Source organism: Streptomyces venezuelae (assembly GCF_008642335.1).
Classification (GTDB): Bacteria; Actinomycetota; Actinomycetes; order Streptomycetales; family Streptomycetaceae; genus Streptomyces; species Streptomyces venezuelae_F.
Window position 1 is genome coordinate 5096615 of record NZ_CP029191.1, and the last position, 21789, is coordinate 5118403.

Here is a 21789-nt window from a genome sequence, read left to right on the forward strand (position 1 = left end):
TCGGCCCTAGGCCGCGCGGACGAGTCAGATCGTCGCGGTGTCGATCACGAAGCGGTAGCGCACGTCGCTGGCGAGTACCCGCTCGTACGCCTCGTTGATCTGGTCCGCGCGGATCAGCTCGATCTCCGCACCGAGGCCGTGCGCGGCGCAGAAGTCCAGCATCTCCTGCGTCTCCTGGATGCCGCCGATGCCGGAGCCCGCGAGGGTCTTGCGGCCGCCGATCACGGAGAACAGGTTGAGGGAGACCGGCTCCTCGGGGGCGCCGACGTTCACGAAGGCGCCGTCCGTGCGGAGCAGACCCAGGTACTTGTCCAGGGGCAGCGGCGCGGAGACCGTCGACAGGATCAGGTCGAAGGAGCCCGCGAGCTGCTCGAACGTGGCGTCGTCGCTGGTCGCGTAGTAGTGGTCGGCGCCCAGCTTCAGGCCGTCGTCCTTCTTGCGCAGGGTCTGCGAGAGGACGGTGACCTCCGCGCCCATGGCGTGCGCGATCTTGACGGCCATGTGGCCGAGACCGCCGAGGCCGACGACGGCGACCTTCCTGCCGGGGCCCGCGTGCCAGTGCGCGAGCGGGGAGTACGTGGTGATGCCGGCGCACAGCAGCGGCGCGGCCACGTCGAGGGAGAGCCCGTCGGGGATGCGGAGGGTGTACGCCTCGTCCACGACGATGTGCGTGGAGTAGCCGCCGTACGTCGGCTCGCCGTCCTTGCCGATCCCGTTGTACGTCTGGATGTTGCCCTGCGCGCAGTACTGCTCAAGGCCCGCCTTGCAGTTCTCGCACTCGCGGCAGGAGTCGACCATGCAGCCGACACCGACGCGGTCACCGACGGTGAACTTGGTGACACCGGGGCCGACCTCGGTGACGACACCGACGATCTCGTGGCCGGGCACCATCGGGTAGATGCCCTTGCCCCAGCCGTCGCGGGCCTGGTGGATGTCGGAGTGGCAGATACCGGCGTACTTGATGTCGATCAGGACGTCGAACTCGCCGACGGCGCGGCGCGGCACGGTGGTCCGCTCCAGGGGCGCCTCGGGGGCGGGAGCGGCGTAGGCGGAAACGGTGGTGATCTGCTCAGTCATGTCACCGAGGCTGCCACTGACCTGCGGTGTCACCCAGACACCCGTTCTGCCTACGACCACTGTGCCTACCACTGGCGGGGACAGGCTCCCCGGCGTACGCCCCTGGATACGGGACGGCGGGGCTGGATACTGGAGAGCATGGACGAGAACCCCGCGCTCCTCGGCAGTCGGGCGGAGCTGAGCGAGTTCCTGCGCACCCGCAGGGCGCGGCTGCAGCCCCAGGACGTCGGCCTGCCGAACTTCGGACGGCACCGCAGGGTGCCCGGCCTGCGCCGCGAGGAGCTCGCCCAGCTCGCCGGGGTCTCCGTCGCGTACTACACCCGGCTCGAACAGGGCAACGGCCGCAACGTCTCCGGCGAGGTGCTCGACGCCATCGCGCGTGCCCTGCGCCTGACCGACGCCGAGCACGCCCACCTGACGCGGCTCGCGAAGCCGAAGACCCTCAAGAAGAAGCGGGCGGCGCGCCAGCAGCACATGCGGCCCGCGCTGCAGCAGCTCCTCGACTCCGTGCAGTCCGTGCCCGCGTACGTGGTGGGCCGCCGCTCGGACATCCTCGGCTGGAACGCGCTCGCCGCGGCGCTCTTCGGCGACTGGGGCGAGCTCGCGCCGGCCGACCGGAACTGGGCGCGCATCTGCTTCCTGGACCCGCGCTCGCGCGACCTCTTCGTGGACTGGGAGCAGAAGGCGTCGGACATCGTCGGCTACCTGCGCATGGACGCGGGCTGCTACCCGAACGACCCCGAACTCTCCTCCCTGGTCGGCGAACTCTCCGTGAAGAGCGAGGAGTTCAGGGGCCTGTGGGCCACGCACGACGTCCGCGAGAAGGGCCACGGCGTCAAGCGCCTGCACCATCCGCTGGTGGGCGACCTGACGTTGTCCTTCGAGACGCTGCGGCTGCCGGACGACTGCGACCAGTCCCTGCTGATGTACCACGCGGAACCGGACTCGGCCTCGGCGGAGGGCCTGCGGCTGCTCGCGAGCTGGGGGCGGGACGCGTCGGCGGTGGGAACGCCGCGGCAGTAGGTTGCTCGTCCGATTTCGCGGGAGGCGGAACGCTCCACCCTGCGCCGCCGACCGTATCGCTCCTACGCTGGGGCGGTGAGCAGCCAAGAGCGCCAGAAGGCGAACGAAGCCCGCGTCATCCACCTCCGCCCGGTCGAGGCGGCGCCGACACCTGCCCGGCCCGCAGGGGAGAAGGAACCCCTCTGGCGCGACGTCGTCGGCGACGTCCTGCGCGGTGAGCGCCTCGCGCAGGAGCGCACGCTCAAGGACGTGGCGGACGCCGCCCGGATCTCCATGCCATACCTCTCCGAGCTGGAGCGCGGCCGCAAGGAAGCCTCCTCCGAGGTCCTCGCGGCCGCGGCCCGCGCACTGGGTCTGGGCCTGCCCGACCTGCTCTCCCTCGCCCAGACGCGCCTGGCCGGCCTTCCCCGCGCGAGGTCGGCCAGGGCGTCGTTCCAGGGCGACGTGCGCCTGGCGGCGTGATCGGTCGGTGGGATCAGGCCGCGGCCGCGGCCGGCAGGGCCCGCCTGCTGAGCACCTGATCCGCGAGCCCGTACGCGACCGCCTCCTGCGCCGTGAAGACCTTGTCGCGGTCCATGTCGGCGCGGAGCGTCGCGATGTCGTGGTGCGTGTGGTGGGCCAGCACCTCCTCGACCTGCGAGCGGATCCGGAGCATTTCCTTCGCCTGCAGGCTGAGGTCGGACACCGTGCCCTGCTGTCCGCGGCTCGCGGGCTGCCCGAGCAGCACGCGCGCGTGGTCGAGGACGAACCGCCGCCCCGGGTCGCCGCCGGCCAGGAGCACGGCGGCGGTCGAGGCGGCCTGGCCGACGCAGAACGTCGAGATCGGCGCGGTGATGAAGCTCATCGTGTCGTAGATGGCCATGAGCGAGGTGAAGGACCCACCGGGCGAGTTGATGTACAGGGACACCTCGCGCTCCGGCGCGGACGACTCGAGATGCAGGAGCTGCGCGATGACGACGTTGGCGACGCCGTCGTCGATCTCCGTCCCGAGGAAGATGATCCGCTCGGAGAGCAGCCGGCTGTAGACGTCGTAGGCGCGCTCGCCCCCTTGCGGGGTGCGCTCGACGACGGTGGGAATGGTGTACTGACTCATTGCTCTCCCTCCCCTTCCTCAGATCCCGAGCCCGATACGGCGCTTCGACCCGGCGGGCCGTACGTCGTCGAGGGAGGCGACCACGTGGTCGACCATCCCGTACTCCTTGGCCTGCTCGGCGGTGAACCACCGGTCCCGGTCGCCGTCCCGCGAGATCGTCTCCTCGCTCTGCCCGGTGTGCTCGGCGGTGAGCCGTTCGATGGTCCGCTTCGTGAACTCCAGGTTCTCGGCCTGGATGGCGATGTCCGCGGTGGTGCCGCCGATGCCGGCGGAGGGCTGGTGCATCATGATCCGCGCGTGGGGCAGCGCGAACCGCTTCCCCTGCGTGCCGACGCTGAGCAGGAACTGCCCCATGCTGGCGGCGAACCCCATGGCGAGGGTCGCCACGTCGTTCGGGATGAGCCGCATGGTGTCGTAGATGGCGAGCCCGGCGGTGACGGAGCCGCCGGGGCTGTTGATGTACAGACTGATGTCGGTCTTCGGATCCTCCGCCGACAGCAACAGCATCTGCGCGCACACGCGGTTGGCGGACACCTCGTCGACCTGCGTCCCGAGGAACACGATCCGCTGGTTGAGCAGCTGCGCGGCGAGATGGTCGTCGAACCGTGACGGCACGGTCTCCCCGTCCTCCCCCCGCACGACCCGCTCCCTGCTCCGTACCTCCATGGCGCCTCCCGTATCCCGGAAACGAGGCCCAACGCCCCGCTCCACCACCACTGTTGCCCGCGCCGAAGCGGCCTGACAGAAATCTCGGCCCGTGGCAGATTCGCTGAGGGCAGAGGAGGCGCCCCGTACGGGCCCCTTCACCGGGCAGCTGAAAGCCCCTGTCCTTGTGGGGCGGGGCAGGGGCTTTCGCGTCGGGGGAGTCTTCGCTCAGGCCGTCGCGGAGCGGTACTTGCGTACCGACAGGGTGCGGAAGAGCAGGATGATCAGGACCGAGTAGATCAGCGAGGCCCAGACCGGGTGTTGCATGGGCCAGGCGTCGGACGGGGAGACCCCCGGGTTGCCGAAGAGCTGGCGGCAGGCCTGGACGGTCGCGCTGAAGGGGTTCCAGTCGGCGACGTGCCGCAGCCAGGGTGTCATCTTGCTGGAGTCGACGAACGCGTTCGAGATGAACGTGACCGGGAACAGCCAGATCAGGCCGCCCGACGTGGCCGCCTCCGGCGTGCGGACCGAGAGTCCGATGAGCGCGCCGACCCACGTGAACGCGTACCCGAGCAGGAGCAGCAGGCCGAACGCGCCGAGCGCCTTGCCGATCCCCTCGTGGATGCGCCAGCCGACGAGCAGCGCCACCACCGCGAGGACCAGGAGGGTCAGCGCGGTCTGAACGAGGTCGGCGATGGTGCGGCCGGTGAGGACCGCGCCGCGCGCCATGGGCAGCGACCGGAAGCGGTCGATGAGGCCCTTGTGCATGTCGTCGGCGATACCGGCCCCCGCGCCCGCCGTGGCGAAGGTGACGGTCTGCGCGAAGATGCCCGCCATCAGGAAGTTGCGGTAGTCGGCGGGGTCGGTGCTGTTGCCGATCATCATGGATCCGCCGAAGACGTAGCTGAACAGCACCACGAACATGATCGGCTGGATGAGGCCGAAGATGACCATCTCCGGGATCCGCGACATGCGGATCAGGTTGCGCTTGGCGACGACCAGGGAGTCCCTGACGGACTGGCCGATGCCGCCGGCGGGCCTGGGCCCGGCGACGGGCACGGCGTCGGTGACGGTGCTCACTTGTCGGCCTCCTTGTTGCGCTTGGCGTCGGCGGTGGCGCGCTTGGACTTGGCGCCGGCCCCGCCCCCGCCCCCGTCCCCGTTCGTCTCGTCCGCGACCTCCGCGACGTGCCCCGTGAGGGAGATGAAGACGTCGTCGAGGGTCGGGCGGCGCAGTCCGATGTCGTCGATCTCCATGCCGCGGACGTCCAGCTCGCGGATGACCTCGGCGAGCAGCTTGGCGCCACCGGTGACGGGGACGGTCAGCTTGCGGGTGTGCTCGGCGACGGCGACCTCGCCCTTGCCGAAGCCGCGCAGGACCTCGGAGGCGGTGGCGATGTGCTCGCGGTCGTGCACGACGACCTCGACGCGCTCGCCGCCGGTCTGCGCCTTGAGCTGGTCGGACGTGCCGCGGGCGATGACGCGGCCGTGGTCGACGACGCAGATGTCGTGCGCGAGGTGGTCGGCCTCTTCGAGGTACTGCGTGGTGAGGAGGAGGGTGGTGCCGCCCGAGACCAACTCCTGGATGACCTCCCACAGCTGCTGGCGGTTGCGCGGGTCCAGGCCGGTGGTCGGCTCGTCCATGAACATCACCGGGGGCGACACGACGAGCGCCGCGGCGAGGTCGAGGCGGCGGCGCATGCCTCCGGAGTACGTCTTGGAGGGGCGGTCGGCCGCGTCGGAGAGGTTGAACCGGTCGAGCAGTTCGGCCGCCCTGGCCTTCGCCTCCTTGGCCCGCATCTGGTAGAGCTGGCCCACCATCTGCAGGTTCTCACGCCCTGTCAGATACTCGTCCACGGCGGCGAATTGGCCGGACAAACCGATGGAGCGCCGGACTTCGTTGGGGTGCTTCAATACGTCGATGCCAGCGACGACCGCCTTGCCGCTGTCGGGGGTGAGCAGCGTCGTCAGGCAGCGGACCGCCGTCGTCTTCCCCGCGCCGTTCGGCCCCAGCAGGCCGAGGACGGTACCTTCCGGGACATCCAGATCGACGCCGTCCAGAGCCCGTACGTCACCGAAGGTCTTCACCAGACCTTCGGCGTAGATGGCGCCTGGCATGTGGGTTCTCCCCTACTCCTGGTGGGTTCCTACGCAAAAGCTTAGGTTTGCCGGACTTGCGACGCCCGGCGACAGGTGACGAGGAGCACACCATAACGCGATACATCGCGTTCGCTCAGCTGTTTTTCCAAAGTCGTCCACACGACGCGGTGCCGCCTCAGTCGATGACCGTGTAACCCGCCGCCCGCAGCGCCGCCCGCACCTCCACGCAGTGCTCCGGTCCCTTCGTCTCCAGGTGCAGCTCCACCTCGGCCTCGGTCAGCCCGAGCCGGGGGTCCGTGCGCACGTGGCTGACGTCGAGGACGTTGGCGTCCACCTCGGACAGGACGCCGAGGAGCGTGGCCAGGGCGCCCGGCCGGTCCGTCAGACGCAGCCGCAGCGAGAGGTAGCGGCCCGCCGCCGCCATGCCGTGGCGCAGGATCCGCTGCATCAGGAGCGGGTCCACGTTGCCGCCCGAGAGCAGCGCCACCACCGGGCCCTCGAACGCCTTCGGGTCGCTCATCAGGGCCGCGACCGGGCTGGCGCCGGCCGGCTCGACGACCATCTTGGCGCGCTCCAGGCAGAGCAGCAGCGCGCTGGAGAGCTCGTCCTCGGAGACCGTGACGACGTCGTCGACGAGGTCCTCGACGAGCTGAAACGGTACGTCGCCGGGGCGGCCCACCTTGATGCCGTCGGCCATCGTCGACGGGTTCTTGACCGACACCGGGTGGCCCGCGGCGAGCGACGGCGGGTACGCCGCGGCCCCGGCCGCCTGCACCCCGACCACCTTCACGTCCGGCCGCAGCGCCTTCACCGCGACCGCGATGCCCGCCACGAGCCCGCCGCCCCCGATGCCCACGACGAGCGTGCGCACCTCGGGGCACTGCTCCAGGATCTCCAGGCCGACCGTGCCCTGGCCCGCGATGATGTCGGCGTGGTCGAAGGGGTGGATGAAGACCGCGCCCGTCCGGTACGCGTACTCCTGCGCGGCGGCCAGCGTCTCGTCGACCACCTGGCCGTGCAGCCGCACCTCCGCGCCGTAGTCACGCGTCGCGGCGACCTTGGGCAGTGGCGCACCGGCGGGCATGAACACCGTGGAGCGCACGCCGAGGAGCGAGGAGGCGAGCGCCACTCCCTGGGCGTGATTGCCCGCGCTGGCGGCGACCACCCCGGCGGCGCGCTCCTCGGGGAGCAGGCCCGCGATCCGTACGTACGCGCCGCGCAGCTTGAACGAACCCGTCCGCTGCAGGTTCTCGCATTTGAGGTGCACCGGGGCCCCGACCAGGCCGGACAGGTACCTGCTGCCCTCCAGCGCCGTCATCCGGGCCACTCCGGAGAGCATCTTCTGCGCACCGCGTACGTCATCGAGGGTCACCGTGTGGAGGGACTTCGGCAAGGAGTGCGGCGTGCGGTAGCTCATGACGGCAAGTCTTGCAGCCGCCGCCCGAGTCCTCCTGGGACGACCAAGGATCGAGACCGTTATCGCGTGGGTTTGCGCAGCGCAGGTACGGTACGCGCCGCGGCCGCGTACCCTGGCCCCCAACCCATCGCCCTCGCATGAAGTGAGCCCCCGGCCATGCCCACAACTCCGGACATGACGACCGCCAGCGATCCCGCCCTCCTGGACAGCCTGCAACACCAGGTGGCGGTCTTCGCCCGCCGCGCGGAGCAGACCCGTCTCGGCGGTGTCGGCCAGGTCCGCAACTCCATGGACCGCGCCGCCTATCTGCTGCTCAACCGCCTCGACAAAGAGGGGCCGATGGGCGTCAAGGCGCTCGCGGCGAGCATGGGCATCGACTCCTCGACGGTGACCCGGCAGGTCGCGCCGCTCGTCGACACCGGCCTCGTCAAGCGGACCTCGCACCCCGAGGACGGCCGGGCCGTCGTGCTCCAGCTGTCGCCGCGCGGCCAGGCGAGACTCGACGAGGTCCGCTCCTCGCGGCGCGAGCTGATGGCCGAGCTGACGCAGGACTGGGACCCGGCGGAGCGCGAGAGCTTCTGCGCGCTCCTCACACGCTTCAATGGCGCCCTCTCCGCGCGGCAGACCTCCCAGACGGCACCCGTGGGAGAGGTTTCGGCCACTCCGGAGTCTTGACCCCGGCCCCGCATCTGGCCTCATATGAGACCGGGATCCCCCTTCCTTCCGGCCGGGAGGTGCGGTGCGAGAACGGCAGGCGCTCCAGAGCGCCCGCCGTGCCCGGGAGTTCGAGGCGTTCGTCGCGGGCGCGGCAGGGCGGCTCCTGCATGCCGCGACGCTGCTCACCGCCGAGCCCCCCGAGGACAATCCACGCGCGCGTGCCCTGCTCACCGCGGCGCTCGCGCACACGTACGCGTCCTGGGACCGGCTGCGCGGCGAGGACCCGTACGACCGCACCCGCCAGCAGGTGGCCCTGCGCTTCGGCCGCGCGGCCTGGCGCCGTCACCGCGGCCACGGCGGTGTCCTGGGCCCGCTGAGCCCCCAGCAACGGCTGATTCTCGTGCTGCGCATGTACGAGGGTGTGGCGGAGGAGCAGACCGCGGCGCTCCTGGGGCTGCCCGCCGAGCGGGTCCGGGTGATCTGTGCCCGCGCGATCGCGACGGTGCTGCACCCGCCGCGCGGGCCCGCGCCGGCCCGGGCGCTGAGCGGGGCGGCGCCGTCATGAGCCAGTACGAGCGCAAGGAAGAGGCGATCCGGCGGATCCTGGAGGGGGCGACGCCCGCCGTGCCGCCCGAACTCCTCGACGACGCGGTACGGCGCGGCAGCCGGGCGCTGCGGCGCCGTACGGCGGTGCGGCGGGCCTTCTGGACCCTGCTGTTCGTCGCAGCCGTGGCGTTCGTCGTGTGGGCGTCCGTCGCCCGGCCGTGGGTGGAGCCGCCGACGGACACGACTCCACCCCTGACCCGCTGGTGACGGACTCCCGGCGGGCTAGCCCAGGGCCTGCTGCAGGTCGGCGACGAGGTCGTCCGCCGACTCGATGCCCACGGAGAGGCGCACGAGGTCCCCGGGGACCTCAAGGGCGGAACCCACCACGGAGGCGTGCGTCATCCGGCCCGGGTGCTCGATCAGGGACTCGACGCCGCCCAGGGACTCACCCAGAGTGAACAGCTTCGCCCGGTTGCAGACCTCGACGGCCGCCTCCTCGCCGCCCTCCACCCGGAACGACACCATGCCGCCGAAGGACCGCATCTGCTTGGCGGCGACCTCGTGACCGGGGTGCTCCGGAAGGCCCGGGTAGAGAACGCCGCTCACGCGCGCGTGGCGGGTCAGCATCTCGGTGACCTTGGTGGCGTTCTCGCTGTGCCGGTCCATGCGCACCGCGAGGGTCTTGATGCCGCGTAGCACCAGCCAGGCGTCGAAGGGCCCGGCGACGGCACCCATCGCGTTCTGGTGGTACGCCAGCTCCTCGCCCAGCTCCGCGTCGTTGACGACGAGCGCGCCGCCGACGACGTCCGAGTGGCCGCCCATGTACTTCGTCATGGAGTGCACGACGACGTCCGCGCCGAGCGCCAGCGGCTGCTGGAGGTAGGGGCTCGCGAACGTGTTGTCGACGACGAGGCGCACGCCGGCCTCGCGGGCGATCTGCGCGACCGCGGCGATGTCGGTGATGCCGAGCAGCGGGTTGGAGGGGGTCTCCACCCAGATCGCCTTCGTGCGGTCGGTCAGCGCCGCGCGCACGGCCTCCGGGTCGGAGGTGTCGGCGACGGACCACTCCACGCCCCACCGCGAGACGACCTTGGCGAACAGCCGGAAGGTGCCGCCGTACGCGTCATTGGGGATGACGACGTGGTCGCCGGGGCTGAGCAGCGTACGGAGAAGGCAGTCCTCGGCCGCGAGGCCCGACGCGAAGGCGAGTCCGCGGCGACCGCCCTCCAGCGCGGCCAGGTTCTCCTCGAGGGCGGTCCTCGTCGGGTTGGCGCTGCGGCTGTATTCGTAGCCGCCGCGCAGCCCGCCGACGCCGTCCTGCTTGTAGGTCGAGACCTGGTAGATGGGCGGGACGACGGCGCCGGTGAGGGGGTCGGCGGTGTTGCCCGCGTGGATGGCCACGGTTTCGAAGCTCTGCGTGCTGTGCGAGTCACTCATGCGGCCTGAGCGTAGTGCGCGCACGGGCCCTTCCGCCGGGTCGGTCCGGGTACGTCCCGGCAGGTTGGCCAATTGTCCGACGCGTCTGGTTCGCTTGTCCCATGGAGATTCTCTGGTTCCTGTTCGCGGTGATCATGGTCGGTGCGGTCCTGGGGCCCGTACTGCTGCGCAGGCGCGGCGGAATCCGGCAGGTGGCCCCCGGCTCCCCGGACGCCGCGGACCCGGCGAACTACGGCTTCCTGCGCCAGGAGGAGCTGGACATCCGCATGCCGGGACCGGACGCGGATCTCCTCGAAGTGCTCGACCTCGTGCAGCGCACGCAGGAGTGGAAGGCCGCGTCGCAGCTGCTCGCCGGCACGGAGACGCACGGCGAGCGGCGCTGGCAGCGCGTGCAGGCCTTCGCGGGCGCGGCCTCCCTGGAGCTGCAGCAGCGGCCCGGCGGCGTCAGCGACAGCCCCGGCGGACAGTGGCTGCGGGTGTGGCGTGCCGAGACGCCCAAGGACGCGGGCGGTGCGGCGGTGCACGCCGAATTCCTCGTGCAGCAGGCGTGGCGCACGGCGGAACAGGGGACGGACGAGTTCCGGATCATCCTGGAGGAGGCGAAGGACGCGTGCGCGCAGGCGGCGCTGCTCGCCCCCGGCGACCCGGTCCCGTACATCATCGAGCTCTCCATCGCGCGCGGACTCGCGTACCCCCGCGAGGAGTTCGAGCAGCTGTGGCTGAAGATCCTGGACCGTGCGCCCGCGCACATGGGCGCGCACCTCGCGGCGCTGCACTACTGGTGCGAGAAGTGGCACGGCTCCAGGGACCTCGCGTACAACTTCGCGGAGGCCGCGGCCGCCCGCGCGCCCCGGGGCTCCCTGCTCGCGGCGCTGCCCCTCTTCGCGGTGTACGAGCACCTGCCCGAGGTCAACCTGGTGCGCGGGTTCTACGAGAGCGAGGTCGTCACCAAGGCCGTCGAGGGTGCGCTGTTCGCGGTGCACTCCGCGCGCGCGGACGACCCGATGCTGGCGCACGTCCGGCACCTCCTGGTCTTCTTCCTGGTCCGCTGCCAGCGCTGGTCGGAGGCGATGAACCAGCTGGTCCACGTGGACGGCCACGTGGGCGCGCTGCCCTGGACGCTCTCCGAGGACCCCGCCTCGGACTACGCGGTGTACCGGGCCCTGGCCGTCGCGGGATACGAGGCGAACGGCGGCAGCCCGGCGACGCTCCCGCACTGAGCGGGGCCAGGCGGCCACCCCGGCCGGAATGCGTCACCCCGTCCATACGTTGACGGGGTAGACGCCCCAGTCACGCACGAGGAGAGACCGCATGATCTTCGGCCGCACGCCCGAGCTCCCCACCGCCGAGCAGGCCCTGAAGGGCCGGGCGACCCCGGAATTCGAGGTCCCCTCGCGCCACACGGTCCTCGGCAACCCGCTGCTCGGCCCCTACCCCGACGGCCTGGAGGTCGCGGACTTCGCGCTGGGCTGTTTCTGGGGCGCGGAGCGCAAGTTCTGGCAGACCGAGGGCGTCTGGACGACGTACGTCGGCTACCAGGGCGGCTTCACGGAGAACCCCTCCTACGAAGAGGTGTGCTCCGGCCTGACCGGCCACACGGAGGCGGTCCGCGTCGTCTTCGACCCGGCCGTGGTCACGTATGCGGAGCTCCTGAAGCTGTTCTGGGAGTCCCACAACCCCACGCAGGGCTTCCGCCAGGGCAACGACGTCGGCACGCAGTACCGCTCGGCGATCTATACGCACTCTCCCGAGCAGGAGGAGACCGCGAAGGCGTCCCTCGCGGCGTACCAGCAGGTCCTGACGGCCGCGAACCACGGCACGATCACGACGACGGTCCTGCCGGCGGACGGCCGCACGTTCTGGCCGGCGGAGGCGTACCACCAGCAGTACCTGGACAAGAACCCCGACGGGTACTGCGGCATCGGCGGGACCGGGCTCGAGCTGGACAGCCCGTCGGAGACGAACTGGGGCCGCGCCTGCCCGACGGGGATCGCGCCCGCGCCGGAGACGGCAGGACAGTAAGCGGCGGCACGACAGGCAAGGGCCCCGACGCGGTAAGCGCCGGGGCCCTGTCAGGTCCAAGAAGTGAGCGTCAGCCCGAGTACGGCTTCGCGGCGAGGATCTTGACCGAGGCGAATTTGCCGTTCGGCAGTTCGTACTGCGCGTCCTCGCCCACCCGCTTGCCGTTCACGCCGGTGCCCAGCGGGGACTGCGGCGAGTACGTCTCGATGTCGGAGCTCGCGTACTCACGGGAGGCGAGCAGGAACGTCAGCGTGTCGTCCTCGTCGCCGTCGAAGGCGATGGTGACGACCATGCCGGGCTCCACCACGCCGTCGTCGGCCGGGGCCTCGCCGACCCGCGCGTGCTCCAGGAGCTGGGTCAGCTGGCGGACGCGGAGCTCCTGCTTGCCCTGCTCCTCCTTGGCCGCGTGGTACCCGCCGTTCTCACGCAGGTCGCCCTCCTCACGCGCTGCCGCGATCTTCGCCGCGATCTCGGTGCGCGCGGGACCAGACAGGTACTCAAGCTCTTCCTTGAGCTTGTCGTACGCCTCCTGGGTCAGCCAGGTGACGTTGTCGCTGGTCTGGGTCACAGGTGCTCCTCGTAGGTACTGGGAATACAAAGCATCGCCCTACCCAGAAGAATGTTCCTTCTCGGGTGGGCGAAACCACGAGCCTAACAATTCAGGCGACGAAGGGGGAGGACATAAGCCATCAGATTTGCGTCGACGCAGGTGAGCGCGGTAAAGCTGCCCGACTCAGTCGGAGTGGCAGCCCAGAAGCTCGACGCTGGTGGCCTTCTTCGTGGTGCGGAGGGTGACGACACGGTCGATGCGGTCCGTGTGCTCGTCGAAGCGGAAGTCCTTGCGGCCCACCTCGTCGCCCGACTCGGCCTGGGAGCGCAGGGTGCAGTAGCCCTTGGCCCCGGTGTCCTTGCGGACCTCCAGGTGGGCCTTGACCGTGTGGTCCGAGACCACGTCGAACTTGATGACCTCGGCGCTGAGCTTGGCACCGTTGATGTAGTCGTATCCGAACCAGCCGACGACGCCGAGCAGCACGACGCCGAGCACCGAACCGACGATCTTCAGCTTGCGGTCGGCGGCTTCGTCGGCCGTGCGCGAGCGGCCGTACCGACCTTCGGGAAGCCCTGGTGCGTGCCCCTCGGGGAGCTTCGAGCCCGCCGCCGCCATGATCGTCCTCCAGGAACAGGGGATGCCGGAATTTTCCGCCCCCCGGTTCCGTCACTATAGAAGCCGCCTGATGCGCCGGAATCACGAGGGCGCCCAATACCTTGAGGATCGAGTCTTGACTGAGCAGCTGCGACTGATGGCCGTACACGCCCACCCCGACGACGAGTCGAGCAAGGGCGCGGCCACCATGGCCAAGTACGTGGCCGAAGGGGTGGACGTGCACGTCGTGACCTGCACGGGCGGGGAGCGCGGCGACATCCTCAACCCGAAGCTCCAGGGTGACACCTACATCCAGGAGAACATCCACGAGGTGCGCAGGAAGGAGATGGACAAGGCCCGCGAGATCCTCGGCGTCAAGCAGGACTGGCTGGGCTTCGTCGACTCCGGTCTGCCCGAGGGCGACCCGCTGCCGCCGCTGCCCGAGGGCTGCTTCGCCCTGGAGGACGTCGACAAGGCGGCCGGCGAGCTGGTCCGGCAGATTCGCTCCTTCCGCCCGCAGGTCATCACGACCTACGACGAGAACGGCGGGTACCCGCACCCCGACCACATCATGACCCACAAGATCACGATGGTGGCGTTCGACGGTGCCGCGGACCCGGAGAAGTACCCCGAGAGCGAGTTCGGCCCGGTCTTCCAGCCGCAGAAGCTCTACTACAACCAGGGCTTCAACCGTCCGCGCACCGAGGCGCTGCACCACGCGATGCTCGACCGCGGTCTGGAGTCGCCCTACGGTGACTGGCTCAAGCGCTGGGACGAGTTCGAGCGGGTCGAGCGCACGCTGACCACGCACGTTCCGTGTGCCGACTACTTCGAGACGCGTGACAGGGCGCTGATCGCGCACGCCACGCAGATCGACCCGGACGGCGGCTGGTTCCGGGTGCCGATGGAGATCCAGAAGGAGGTCTGGCCCACGGAGGAGTACGAGCTCGCGAAGTCGCTCGTCGATACTTCCCTCCCCGAGGACGACCTCTTTGCGGGCATCCGCGACAATGCCTAGCGTGAACGTACATCTGGCAATGACGCATCTCGTCCCTCTTGCCAAGGAGGTCGACGACGACAAGGTGACGCCCGGCGTGCTCGGCTTCATCGTCTTCGCGGTGATGGCGCTCGCCGTCTGGGGCCTCATGAAGTCGATGAACAAGCACATGCGCAAGGTCGACTTCAAGGACCCGGAGAGCGAGAGCGACACGGAGTCGGAGAAGGGCTCGGAGAAGAAGTCGGCCGCCAGGAGCTAGGGCCCCCGGAAAGCCCGGACCCCCGGAAAGCCCGGACCCCTCCCGCCCGAAGGCGAGAGGGGACTGAGTTCTGTGCCTGTGCTGCTGCGGTGGTTCCGGTCAGTCCATGACCAGGTCGCCGAAGGAGGCGATGTTGGCCTCGTTGTGCACGGTGTTGATGTCGCTGCCGCTCTCGATGCCGTAGCCGACGCCGTCGTCTCCGTCGTGGCCGGTGGCGGAGGCGACGCCCGCGCCGCCGAGGACGGTGAGGGCGGCCAGGACAGTGGTGGCTGCAGCAGTACGGATACGCATGAAGCGTCCTTTCTCTGGGTGTTCTCTCTGGCTGTTTTCTCTGGGTGCCCACCCGTCCGCATCGCTCATGCGTCCGATACGCGGAGCGCGTCCGGGGGGTGCTTGTGGGGTGGCGGGCCGGTCAGGCCGTCAGCCGTGGTTCTGGCACTCGTTGCCGGTGGCCGGGTTGAGCAGGCCGAGCACGTCGACGGTGTTGCCGCAGAGGTTGAGGCCGAGGTCGACGGGGACCTGGACGTTGTTGCCGCTGAGCACGCCCGGGGAGTTGCCCGTCGTGCCCACGGCGTCCGGGCCGTCGGCGATCGCGGCGCCGGCGCCACCGAGCACGGTGACGAACGTGAGAGCGGCTGCGGTGACGATGCTGCGCGTACGCATGGATACCTCTTCGCAGAAGGAGAAGGCGGTCCATGTGAGCGTCACCCGGGACGGCCGCGCGCGCTCTCGGCCGTAGCCCGTCAGTGGTGACAACACCTCGTTTGGGGGAAAGCGGGCACCCACCCGCGGGTCGCTACCGGTGATTCAGCGGCGCTCCGGTACGTCCACCCCCATGACCTCCCGCGCATGCCGGCTCGGCACCATCCCCAGGCGCCACGCCTGCCAGCCCGTCTCCAGGTCCGCGCCGCGCTCCAGGAGCAGCGCGTACGCCTCCACGCACTCGGTGAGCTTCCCGTCCCGCGTCTGATGGTCCTCGCGCGACAGCCGGCTCAGCTCCTCCTGGGCGACCGCCGTGCCGATCTCCCAGCCGCCCGGCGAGGCGTACGGCAGCAGGGTGCAGCGCAGGAAGCGCGCCCAGTCGCCGCCGCGGCGGTCGCCGTACGAGGCGAAGAGCTCGATGGCTTCGTCGCACAGGCCCAGCGCCTGCTGACTGCGGTTGTTGCCCGCGTCCACGACCACCAGCTCCAGGCACGTCCACGCCTCGCCGTGCGCGACCCCGATGCGCTGGAAGTCGGCGCGGGCGTCCACCAGGAGCTGCCGTGCGAAGCCGGAGTTGCGCAGCGAACCCGTCTGCGCGGCGCGCTGGTCGCGGGTGACGCGCGCCGAGTGGTGCCGGGCACAGGCCAGGCCGTACACGTCCCGCATCCGGGAGAACATCGTGCGGGCCCGCTCCAGGTCGCGGACCGCCTGGTCGAGGCTGCCCGCCTCCTCCAAGGCCTGGCCCAGGTAGTACAGGGACCACGCCTCGCCGCGCGCGTCGTCGTTGTCGCGGTGCCGGGACACCGCCTGCCGCAGCCCGTCGACGGCCGGTGAGGGGTCGCCGTCGACGAGCCGGGCCCGCGCCAGCTGGGTCATGGCCCAGGCCTCGCCGCGCGGGTCGCGGGTGCGGCCGTACAGGTCGAGGGCCTCGCGCAGCTCGCCCTCCGCGCGCGGTACGTCGCCCATGCGCAGGCAGAGCTGGCCGAGCTGGAAGTGCGTCCAGGCCTCGCCGTGCACCGAGCCGCTCGCGCGGTGCAGGGTGAGCGCCGTCTCCAGCATGTCGAGGGCGTGCGCGAGGTGGGCGCGGTCCCGCTCGACCGCCGCGAGGGCGTGCAGCGTCCAGGCGCGGTCGCCCGCCAGCTCGTCGGCGACCTGCAGGTCGAGGGCCTCGGTCAGCCGTGCCGCGGCCTCCGTCAGGTTGCCCTGGTGGTGCAGGGTGATGCCGAGGGAGCCGAGCGCGCGGGCGGCGGCGGCGTCCTGGTGGGCCTCGAAGTACAGGTCGACGACGGAGTTCAGCGTCGTACGCGACTGGTCGAGCTCGCCCAGCTGGCGGGCGGCGATACCGGTGCGCCACTGGACGCTGCGGCCGAGGAGGCCCTGGTCGATGGCCTGGGTGAGTTCGTTGATCTCGCCGAGCCGGTAGAGGTCGCCGCGCAGCAGGCAGTAGTCGCACAGGGCGCCCAGGAGGTTGAGCACGGCCCGCTGGTCGACGCCCTCCGCGTGGCGCAGCGCCGCCGTGATGAACGTCGACTCGTCGTCGAGCCAGCGCAGCGCCGCGTCGAGGGAGGTGAACCCGTGCTGCCCGGCCGCGCCCTTCAACAGAGTGTCGGCGCGCGTGGACGTCTTGCCGTCGACCAGGCGGATCACGGTGTCGGCCAGCTCGCCGTAACTGGCGATGAGGCGTTCCTGGGCGGCCGTGCGCTCGGCGGGCTCCTCCTCGTCGAGGAGGCGGGTGCGGGCGAAGGAGCGGACGACGTCGTGCAGGCGGTAGCGGCTGCCGGGCGGGGCCTCGCCGCCCTCGTGGTCGCGGGGGCGCGGCACCTCGACGAGGCCCGCCTGGGACAGGGCGGTCAGCTGCCGGGAAGCCTCCTGCTCGTCCGTGCCGAGCAGCGCCGCCGCGGCGGCCGCGCCCAGCGAGGCGCGGCCCGCGAGCGCCAGGCGGCGCAGCAGCCGCCTGGCCTGCTCCGACTGGTCGGCGTAGCGCAGCCACAGGACGCGCTCGACCGGACCGACCTTGTCCGCGGGCCCGTACGCGGCGAGATCCGAGGCGAGCCTGCTCGGTGTCCGCGGACCGAGCGAGGAACCCGCGGCGCGCAGCGCGAGCGGCAGTCCGCCGCACAACGCCCTTATGACGTCTCCCGATTCGGCGTCGTACGGCCCGGAGAGGTCCTCGGCGGACTCGCGGAGCAGCTCCTCGGCGCCTGCCTCGTCCAGCGCCTCGACCGGCAGCGAGTGCACCCACGCGGGCAGGTCGCCGGGCAGCTCCAGGGGCTCCCTGGCGGTGACGAGGACGAGGCTGTCGGAGCGCTCCGGAACCAGCGTGCGGACCTGCTCGACGTCGCTGGCGTCGTCGAGCACGATCGTCACCGCGAGACCGGTCAGATATTGGTGGTAGAGCTCGCTGAGCCGCTTGAGCTGCTGCTCCTGCGAGGCGCGCTCGCGGAAGAGCAGCTGCTCGCGCGGGGCGCCCAATCGATTCAGCAGGTGCAGCAGCGCGTCGCGGGTGGACATCGGGGACTCCTGCGGGGTGTCGCCGCGCAGGTCCACGACGCACGCGCCGCGGAACTGGTCCCGCAGGGCGTGCGCCGCGCGCACCGCGAGCGAGGTCCGCCCGGAGCCCGGTACGCCGTGCAGCACGACCACCGTGGGCCGGGTGTCGGTGCTGGCGCGCGCCGCGTGCACCCACTGCGCGATCCGCCCCAGCTCGGCCCTGCGCCCCACGAAGGGCGCCGCCGTCTCCGTGAGTTGCGTGAAGGACTGCTGCAGGACGCTGCGCCTGCGCGCCGCCGCGCTCTTGTCCGTGCCGCGCAGCTGCGGCGCCGATTTCTTCGCCGTGTGCGCGCCGCTCGACGCGGCGAGGACCCGCTGCTGGTCGAGGAAGGGCCGGATGCCGCGCACTTCCAGCGCCGTCAGCCACTGGAGCCGCAGCTGCTCGGGCCCGCCCGGCCTGCTGAGCTCGCCCGCGCGGCGGCTGGCCGCCGGGACGTGGGACGCGGTCACCTTCACGACGGTGGCCGCCGCGCCCGCCACGGCGACGACCGCGCCGGTGCCGAGGGCCGTGCCGACGCTGGTCCCGAACGACAGGTCGGACACGCCGGCCGCGAGTGCCGCAACCACCGCGACCAGCAGCGGAGTTCCCGCCCCCTCCTTCGCGTACCGCTGCCCGAAGCTGAGCCGCCCGGCGTCCGCCTCGTCGAGCGCGGTGGTGTACGCGCCGTACTCCTCCGCCGACGTCTGCGCCATGGCGTCCAGCGCGCCGCGCGCCCGCGACAGCAGCACGCTCCCGTCGACGCGCCCGCCCGAACGGCGGACCTCCTCCTCCACGGCCCGCGCCAACAGCCGCTCGGCCTCGGCCCGATGGCTGTCCCGCATATGGGTTCCCCCTCCGAGAGCAACAGTTCCCTGCGGCCACAAGTGTCCTGCGTACGGGGCGCGGAAGCGAGGGCGTCCGCGGATCAGGGGCCGGTGTGCGCGAGGATGGGGGGCATGCCGAACCGACTGGCCCAAGAGACGTCCCCCTACCTCCTGCAGCACGCCGACAACCCCGTCGACTGGTGGCCCTGGTCGGCCGAGGCGTTCGATCAGGCGCGTGAGCGGGGTGTGCCGGTGCTGCTGAGCGTGGGCTACAGCAGCTGCCACTGGTGCCACGTCATGGCGCACGAGTCCTTCGAGGACGAGGCGACCGCCGCGCTCATGAACCGGGACTTCGTGAACATCAAGGTCGACCGCGAGGAGCGGCCCGACGTCGACGCCGTGTACATGGAGGCCGTGCAGGCCGCGACGGGGCAGGGCGGCTGGCCCATGACCGTCTTCCTGACCCCGGACGCCGAGCCGTTCTACTTCGGTACGTACTTCCCGCCGGAGCCGCGGCACGGCATGCCGTCCTTCCCGCAGATCCTCGACGGCGTCCACCGGGCGTGGACGGACCGGCGCGGCGAGGTCGACGAGGTGGCAGGGAAGATCGCACGCGACCTCGGGGAGCGGCAGCTCACCCACAACACCGACGAGAAGCCCGGCGAGGACGAGCTCGCGCAGGCCCTGCTCGGCCTGACCAGGGACTACGACGCGACGCACGGCGGCTTCGGCGGCGCGCCGAAGTTCCCGCCGTCCATGGCGATCGAGTTCCTGCTGCGGCACTACGCGCGCGTGGGCGCCGAGGGCGCGCTGCAGATGGCGGCCGACACGTGCGAGCGGATGGCGCGCGGCGGCATCTACGACCAGCTCGGCGGCGGCTTCGCGCGGTACTCCGTGGACCGCGAGTGGGTGGTGCCGCACTTCGAGAAGATGCTGTACGACAACGCGCTGCTGTGCCGTGCCTACGCCCACCTGTGGCGGGCCACGGGCTCGGAGCTCGCCCGCCGCGTCGCCCTGGAGACGGCGGACTTCATGGTCCGCGAACTCCGCACGAACGAAGGCGGTTTCGCCTCCGCGCTCGACGCGGACAGCGAGGACCCGGCGACGGGCGAGCACGTCGAGGGTGCGTATTACGTGTGGACGCCTCAGCAGTTGCGCGAGGTGCTGGGCGAGGATGACGCGGCGCTGGCGATGGACTGCTTCGGCGTGACGGAGGAGGGCACCTTCGAGAAGGGCGCCTCCGTGCTGCAACTGCCGCGCCTGGAGGGCCCGGTGGCGGACGCGTCACGGCTCGCCGGGATCCGGGAGCGGCTCCTCGTGGCGCGCGCCGAGCGGCCCGCTCCCGGCCGCGACGACAAGGTGGTCGCCGCGTGGAACGGGCTGGCCGTCGCCGCGCTCGCCGAGGTCGGCGCGTACTTCGACCGGCCCGACCTGATCGCGGCCGCGGTGGGCGCGGGTGATCTCCTCGTACGTCTCCACATGGACCCGCGCGCCCGTTTGGCCCGCACCTCCAAGGACGGCAGGGCCGGTGCCAACGCGGGCGTCCTGGAGGACTACGCCGACGTGTCGGAGGGCTTCCTCGCGCTGGCCGCGGTCACCGGCGAGGGCGTGTGGCTGGAGTTCGCCGGGTTCCTCCTCGACCACGTCCTCGCGCAGTTCGTGGACGCGGAGACCGGCGCGCTGTACGACACGGCGGCCGACGCGGAGCAGCTCATCCGCCGCCCGCAGGACCCCACGGACAACGCGGCGCCCTCCGGCTGGACGGCGGCCGCCGGCGCGCTCCTCTCCTACGCGGCGCACACGGGCGCCGAACCCCACCGCACCGCGGCGGAGCGCGCACTCGGCATCGTCAAGACGCTCGGCCCGCGCGTGCCGCGCTTCATCGGCCACGGTCTCGCGGTCGCGGAGGCGGCGCTCGACGGCCCGCGCGAGGTCGCGGTCATCGGCGACGTCCTGGGCGACCTGCACCGCACGGCACTGCTGGGCACGGCCCCGGGTGCGGTCGTCGCGGCGGGCCCGGAGGGCAGCACGGAACTCCCGCTGCTCGCCGACCGCCCGCTGGTCGACGGCGCGCCCGCGGCGTACGTCTGCCGGAGCTTCGTCTGCAGCGCCCCGACAACGGATCCGGCGGCGTTGGCCGAACAACTCTCCTAGAACCTGTGTCGGCAGTCCCTAGGGCTCCCGTTAGGGTCCCCGCATGGTGCGTCTGAAGATAGAGATAGCCGTCCCGGAGAGCCATGTGGAGCAGGTCATCGACGCGCTCCACGCGGCCGGTGCGGGGCGGGTCGGGGACTATGCGCGGTGTGCCAGTTGGTGGCCCGTCAACGGGACCTGGCTGCCGCTGCCCGGCGCCGATCCCTACGACGGGGAGGTCGGCGTCGTCCAGCGGGGCGCGGAGTGCCGGGTGGAGTCCGTGTGCGGGGAGGAGCAGGCCCGTGCCGTGCTTGACGCGGTGCGGGCCGCTCATCCCTATGAGGAACCCGTGATCAACTTCCTGCCGCTGTACGAGCCGTGAGCCCGGCCGGCCCCGCGTCGCCGAACTCCGCCAGCGCCCGCTCCACGATGCCTTCCAGGCGGTCGTGGTGGGCGCCCCGCCAGAACACGCGCTCGCAGGACCCGCACTGCGCGAACACGTCGTACGTGCCGCGGGTGCCACCCTCCAGACGGTCCGCCACCTCGTCCTTCGTCGCGGCGCGCAGCGTGCCGTTGCAGGCGCTGCAGCGGGTCCAGGGGCGCAGCTCGGGGGCGAAGCGGCCGAGGATGTCGCGGAGTTGGTCGTCGGGCCGGTCGCTGTAGACGTACGCGCCCGCCCACAGCTCCCTGCGCCGGAGCAGGCCGCGGTCGCGGCTCAGCAGGACGCGCCGCTCGGCCGCCGAACGCGCGGCGAGGGCCGGATCGCCGATGTCCGTGCTCTCGTACGCCGCGTCGACGCCGAGGAGGCGCAGGCGCCGGGCCAGGGTGCCCAGGTGGACGTCGAGGAGGAACCGGAGCGGGGCGCCCGGCACCTCCTGGGGGCGGGTCACCGCGCGGACCGTGACGGTCTCGCCCGCCGCGGGGATGTGCCCGACGGGCACCTCGCGGCCGTCGACCACGAGCGCCCCGACCTCCGTCAGCGGGACGCCGAGCGACTCGACGACGTGCCCGAGCGTGGACGCGCCGTCGGTAACAGCCCTCCTGGGGCCGCCCCTTCGCTCGTGCGGGACGAAAATCCCCAGCTCGGGGGCGAAGTCGAGGAGGATCTCCGGACCGTTCATCATGCGGTCAGGATGGCATGCCGGAGACGGTCGTCACCCGGGGTTTTCGCCGGTGCCCCTCGA

The 21789-nt window shown here is 71.5% G+C and carries 24 protein-coding genes; 11 read left to right on the forward strand and 13 right to left on the reverse strand.

What is annotated here, in order from left to right; all coding sequences use genetic code 11:
• Window positions 1-24 precede the first annotated feature (24 nt).
• Window positions 25-1077, reverse strand: a complete 1053-nt coding sequence (locus DEJ49_RS23245; RefSeq protein ID WP_150185919.1) for an NAD(P)-dependent alcohol dehydrogenase — start codon at window positions 1075-1077, stop codon at window positions 25-27.
• Between the two features lie 138 nt (window positions 1078-1215).
• Between DEJ49_RS23245 and DEJ49_RS23250 the strand changes: the two genes are divergently transcribed.
• Both DEJ49_RS23250 and DEJ49_RS36490 read left to right on the forward strand, forming a co-directional pair.
• Window positions 1216-2100, forward strand: coding sequence for a helix-turn-helix domain-containing protein (locus DEJ49_RS23250; RefSeq protein ID WP_150185920.1), 885 nt, complete (start codon window positions 1216-1218; stop codon window positions 2098-2100).
• Window positions 2101-2175: 75 nt separating this feature from the next.
• A complete protein-coding gene (locus DEJ49_RS36490) occupies window positions 2176-2562 on the forward strand; it encodes a helix-turn-helix domain-containing protein (RefSeq protein ID WP_411757189.1) in 387 nt (128 codons plus the stop codon).
• A 13-nt stretch (window positions 2563-2575) separates the two neighbouring features.
• Here the strand turns inward: DEJ49_RS36490 and DEJ49_RS23260 are convergent, their stop codons facing one another.
• The 5 genes from DEJ49_RS23260 to ilvA all read right to left on the reverse strand — a co-directional run bounded on the left by DEJ49_RS23260 (window position 2576) and on the right by ilvA (window position 7354).
• A complete protein-coding gene (locus tag DEJ49_RS23260; protein WP_150185921.1) occupies window positions 2576-3193 on the reverse strand; it encodes a ClpP family protease in 618 nt (205 codons plus the stop codon).
• 18 nt (window positions 3194-3211) lie between these two features.
• Complete coding sequence (locus tag DEJ49_RS23265; protein ID WP_150185922.1) at window positions 3212-3859, reverse strand: ClpP family protease; 648 nt, start codon at window positions 3857-3859, stop codon at window positions 3212-3214.
• Window positions 3860-4066: 207 nt separating this feature from the next.
• Complete coding sequence (locus tag DEJ49_RS23270) at window positions 4067-4918, reverse strand: ABC transporter permease (RefSeq protein ID WP_150185923.1); 852 nt, start codon at window positions 4916-4918, stop codon at window positions 4067-4069.
• Complete coding sequence (locus DEJ49_RS23275; protein WP_150185924.1) at window positions 4915-5955, reverse strand: ATP-binding cassette domain-containing protein; 1041 nt, start codon at window positions 5953-5955, stop codon at window positions 4915-4917. Before DEJ49_RS23275 ends, DEJ49_RS23270 begins: the two co-directional genes overlap by 4 nt.
• 157 nt (window positions 5956-6112) lie before the next feature.
• Entirely contained in the window at window positions 6113-7354 is a 1242-nt protein-coding gene (ilvA, locus tag DEJ49_RS23280; protein WP_150185925.1) for a threonine ammonia-lyase, read from the reverse strand.
• Window positions 7355-7510: 156 nt separating this feature from the next.
• Here ilvA and DEJ49_RS23285 point away from each other — a divergent pair, with 156 nt between their 5' ends.
• The 3 genes from DEJ49_RS23285 (at window position 7511) to DEJ49_RS23295 (ending at window position 8824) form a co-directional block, all read left to right on the forward strand.
• Window positions 7511-8029 carry a MarR family winged helix-turn-helix transcriptional regulator gene (locus tag DEJ49_RS23285; RefSeq protein WP_190329421.1) on the forward strand — a complete coding sequence of 173 codons (519 nt, stop codon included), beginning with the start codon at window positions 7511-7513 and terminating at the stop codon, window positions 8027-8029.
• A gap of 64 nt (window positions 8030-8093) precedes the next feature.
• Window positions 8094-8576 carry a sigma factor-like helix-turn-helix DNA-binding protein gene (locus DEJ49_RS23290; RefSeq protein ID WP_150185927.1) on the forward strand — a complete coding sequence of 161 codons (483 nt, stop codon included), beginning with the start codon at window positions 8094-8096 and terminating at the stop codon, window positions 8574-8576.
• A complete protein-coding gene (locus DEJ49_RS23295) occupies window positions 8573-8824 on the forward strand; it encodes a hypothetical protein (RefSeq protein ID WP_150185928.1) in 252 nt (83 codons plus the stop codon). The genes DEJ49_RS23290 and DEJ49_RS23295 overlap by 4 nt, the downstream gene beginning before the upstream one ends.
• Before the next feature lie 15 nt (window positions 8825-8839).
• Here the strand turns inward: DEJ49_RS23295 and DEJ49_RS23300 are convergent, their stop codons facing one another.
• Complete coding sequence (locus DEJ49_RS23300) at window positions 8840-9994, reverse strand: cystathionine gamma-synthase (protein WP_150185929.1); 1155 nt, start codon at window positions 9992-9994, stop codon at window positions 8840-8842.
• 101 nt (window positions 9995-10095) lie between these two features.
• On the opposite strand from DEJ49_RS23300, the gene DEJ49_RS23305 reads away from it, so the two are divergent.
• Both DEJ49_RS23305 and msrA read left to right on the forward strand, forming a co-directional pair.
• Entirely contained in the window at window positions 10096-11214 is a 1119-nt protein-coding gene (locus tag DEJ49_RS23305) for a hypothetical protein (protein WP_150185930.1), read from the forward strand.
• A 91-nt stretch (window positions 11215-11305) separates the two neighbouring features.
• The gene (msrA, locus tag DEJ49_RS23310; RefSeq protein WP_150185931.1) at window positions 11306-12016 is read left to right on the forward strand and encodes a peptide-methionine (S)-S-oxide reductase MsrA; all 711 of its coding nucleotides are present in this window, start codon (window positions 11306-11308) and stop codon (window positions 12014-12016) included.
• A gap of 70 nt (window positions 12017-12086) precedes the next feature.
• Here msrA and greA read toward each other — a convergent pair whose 3' ends face one another.
• The gene (gene greA / locus DEJ49_RS23315) at window positions 12087-12584 is read right to left on the reverse strand and encodes a transcription elongation factor GreA (protein ID WP_150185932.1); all 498 of its coding nucleotides are present in this window, start codon (window positions 12582-12584) and stop codon (window positions 12087-12089) included.
• 165 nt (window positions 12585-12749) lie between these two features.
• Complete coding sequence (locus DEJ49_RS23320; protein ID WP_150185933.1) at window positions 12750-13181, reverse strand: DUF4307 domain-containing protein; 432 nt, start codon at window positions 13179-13181, stop codon at window positions 12750-12752.
• A gap of 115 nt (window positions 13182-13296) precedes the next feature.
• Between DEJ49_RS23320 and mca the strand changes: the two genes are divergently transcribed.
• Together mca and DEJ49_RS23330 are read left to right on the forward strand one after the other, a co-directional pair.
• Window positions 13297-14178, forward strand: coding sequence for a mycothiol conjugate amidase Mca (gene mca / locus DEJ49_RS23325; protein ID WP_150185934.1), 882 nt, complete (start codon window positions 13297-13299; stop codon window positions 14176-14178).
• A 19-nt stretch (window positions 14179-14197) separates the two neighbouring features.
• Entirely contained in the window at window positions 14198-14416 is a 219-nt protein-coding gene (locus DEJ49_RS23330) for a hypothetical protein (protein WP_150188418.1), read from the forward strand.
• Between the two features lie 99 nt (window positions 14417-14515).
• Here DEJ49_RS23330 and DEJ49_RS23335 read toward each other — a convergent pair whose 3' ends face one another.
• From DEJ49_RS23335 to DEJ49_RS23345, 3 genes are all read right to left on the reverse strand, one after another.
• A complete protein-coding gene (locus DEJ49_RS23335; protein WP_150185935.1) occupies window positions 14516-14707 on the reverse strand; it encodes a chaplin in 192 nt (63 codons plus the stop codon).
• Window positions 14708-14836: 129 nt separating this feature from the next.
• Entirely contained in the window at window positions 14837-15079 is a 243-nt protein-coding gene (locus tag DEJ49_RS23340; protein ID WP_150185936.1) for a chaplin, read from the reverse strand.
• 144 nt (window positions 15080-15223) lie between these two features.
• The gene (locus DEJ49_RS23345; RefSeq protein ID WP_150185937.1) at window positions 15224-18490 is read right to left on the reverse strand and encodes a tetratricopeptide repeat protein; all 3267 of its coding nucleotides are present in this window, start codon (window positions 18488-18490) and stop codon (window positions 15224-15226) included.
• 114 nt (window positions 18491-18604) lie between these two features.
• On the opposite strand from DEJ49_RS23345, the gene DEJ49_RS23350 reads away from it, so the two are divergent.
• Complete coding sequence (locus DEJ49_RS23350) at window positions 18605-20626, forward strand: thioredoxin domain-containing protein (RefSeq protein WP_150185938.1); 2022 nt, start codon at window positions 18605-18607, stop codon at window positions 20624-20626.
• Window positions 20627-20669: 43 nt separating this feature from the next.
• Window positions 20670-20987, forward strand: a complete 318-nt coding sequence (locus DEJ49_RS23355) for a hypothetical protein (RefSeq protein WP_150185939.1) — start codon at window positions 20670-20672, stop codon at window positions 20985-20987.
• On the opposite strand, the gene DEJ49_RS23360 is transcribed toward DEJ49_RS23355, so the two are convergent.
• Window positions 20959-21726 (reverse strand): Mut7-C RNAse domain-containing protein, encoded by a 768-nt coding sequence (locus tag DEJ49_RS23360; RefSeq protein ID WP_150188419.1) that lies wholly within the window; start codon window positions 21724-21726, stop codon window positions 20959-20961. The two genes, DEJ49_RS23355 and DEJ49_RS23360, sit on opposite strands and share 29 nt — an antisense overlap.
• Between the last annotated feature and the right edge of the window lie 63 nt (window positions 21727-21789).

Bases quoted from the DNA above. Each gene is read 5' to 3' on its own strand.
- DEJ49_RS23245 (WP_150185919.1), bottom strand. From the start codon at position 1,077: ATGACTGAGCAGATCACCACCGTTTCCGCCTACGCCGCTCCCGCCCCC.
- DEJ49_RS23250 (WP_150185920.1), top strand. From the start codon at position 1,216: ATGGACGAGAACCCCGCGCTCCTCGGCAGTCGGGCGGAGCTGAGCGAG.
- DEJ49_RS23260 (WP_150185921.1), bottom strand. From the start codon at position 3,193: ATGAGTCAGTACACCATTCCCACCGTCGTCGAGCGCACCCCGCAAGGG.
- DEJ49_RS23265 (WP_150185922.1), bottom strand. From the start codon at position 3,859: ATGGAGGTACGGAGCAGGGAGCGGGTCGTGCGGGGGGAGGACGGGGAG.
- DEJ49_RS23275 (WP_150185924.1), bottom strand. From the start codon at position 5,955: ATGCCAGGCGCCATCTACGCCGAAGGTCTGGTGAAGACCTTCGGTGAC.
- ilvA (WP_150185925.1), bottom strand. From the start codon at position 7,354: ATGAGCTACCGCACGCCGCACTCCTTGCCGAAGTCCCTCCACACGGTG.
- DEJ49_RS23285 (WP_190329421.1), top strand. From the start codon at position 7,511: ATGCCCACAACTCCGGACATGACGACCGCCAGCGATCCCGCCCTCCTG.
- DEJ49_RS23295 (WP_150185928.1), top strand. From the start codon at position 8,573: ATGAGCCAGTACGAGCGCAAGGAAGAGGCGATCCGGCGGATCCTGGAG.
- DEJ49_RS23300 (WP_150185929.1), bottom strand. From the start codon at position 9,994: ATGAGTGACTCGCACAGCACGCAGAGCTTCGAAACCGTGGCCATCCAC.
- DEJ49_RS23305 (WP_150185930.1), top strand. From the start codon at position 10,096: ATGGAGATTCTCTGGTTCCTGTTCGCGGTGATCATGGTCGGTGCGGTC.
- msrA (WP_150185931.1), top strand. From the start codon at position 11,306: ATGATCTTCGGCCGCACGCCCGAGCTCCCCACCGCCGAGCAGGCCCTG.
- DEJ49_RS23320 (WP_150185933.1), bottom strand. From the start codon at position 13,181: ATGGCGGCGGCGGGCTCGAAGCTCCCCGAGGGGCACGCACCAGGGCTT.
- DEJ49_RS23330 (WP_150188418.1), top strand. From the start codon at position 14,198: ATGACGCATCTCGTCCCTCTTGCCAAGGAGGTCGACGACGACAAGGTG.
- DEJ49_RS23335 (WP_150185935.1), bottom strand. From the start codon at position 14,707: ATGCGTATCCGTACTGCTGCAGCCACCACTGTCCTGGCCGCCCTCACC.
- DEJ49_RS23340 (WP_150185936.1), bottom strand. From the start codon at position 15,079: ATGCGTACGCGCAGCATCGTCACCGCAGCCGCTCTCACGTTCGTCACC.
- DEJ49_RS23345 (WP_150185937.1), bottom strand. From the start codon at position 18,490: ATGCGGGACAGCCATCGGGCCGAGGCCGAGCGGCTGTTGGCGCGGGCC.
- DEJ49_RS23350 (WP_150185938.1), top strand. From the start codon at position 18,605: ATGCCGAACCGACTGGCCCAAGAGACGTCCCCCTACCTCCTGCAGCAC.
- DEJ49_RS23355 (WP_150185939.1), top strand. From the start codon at position 20,670: ATGGTGCGTCTGAAGATAGAGATAGCCGTCCCGGAGAGCCATGTGGAG.
- DEJ49_RS23360 (WP_150188419.1), bottom strand. From the start codon at position 21,726: ATGAACGGTCCGGAGATCCTCCTCGACTTCGCCCCCGAGCTGGGGATT.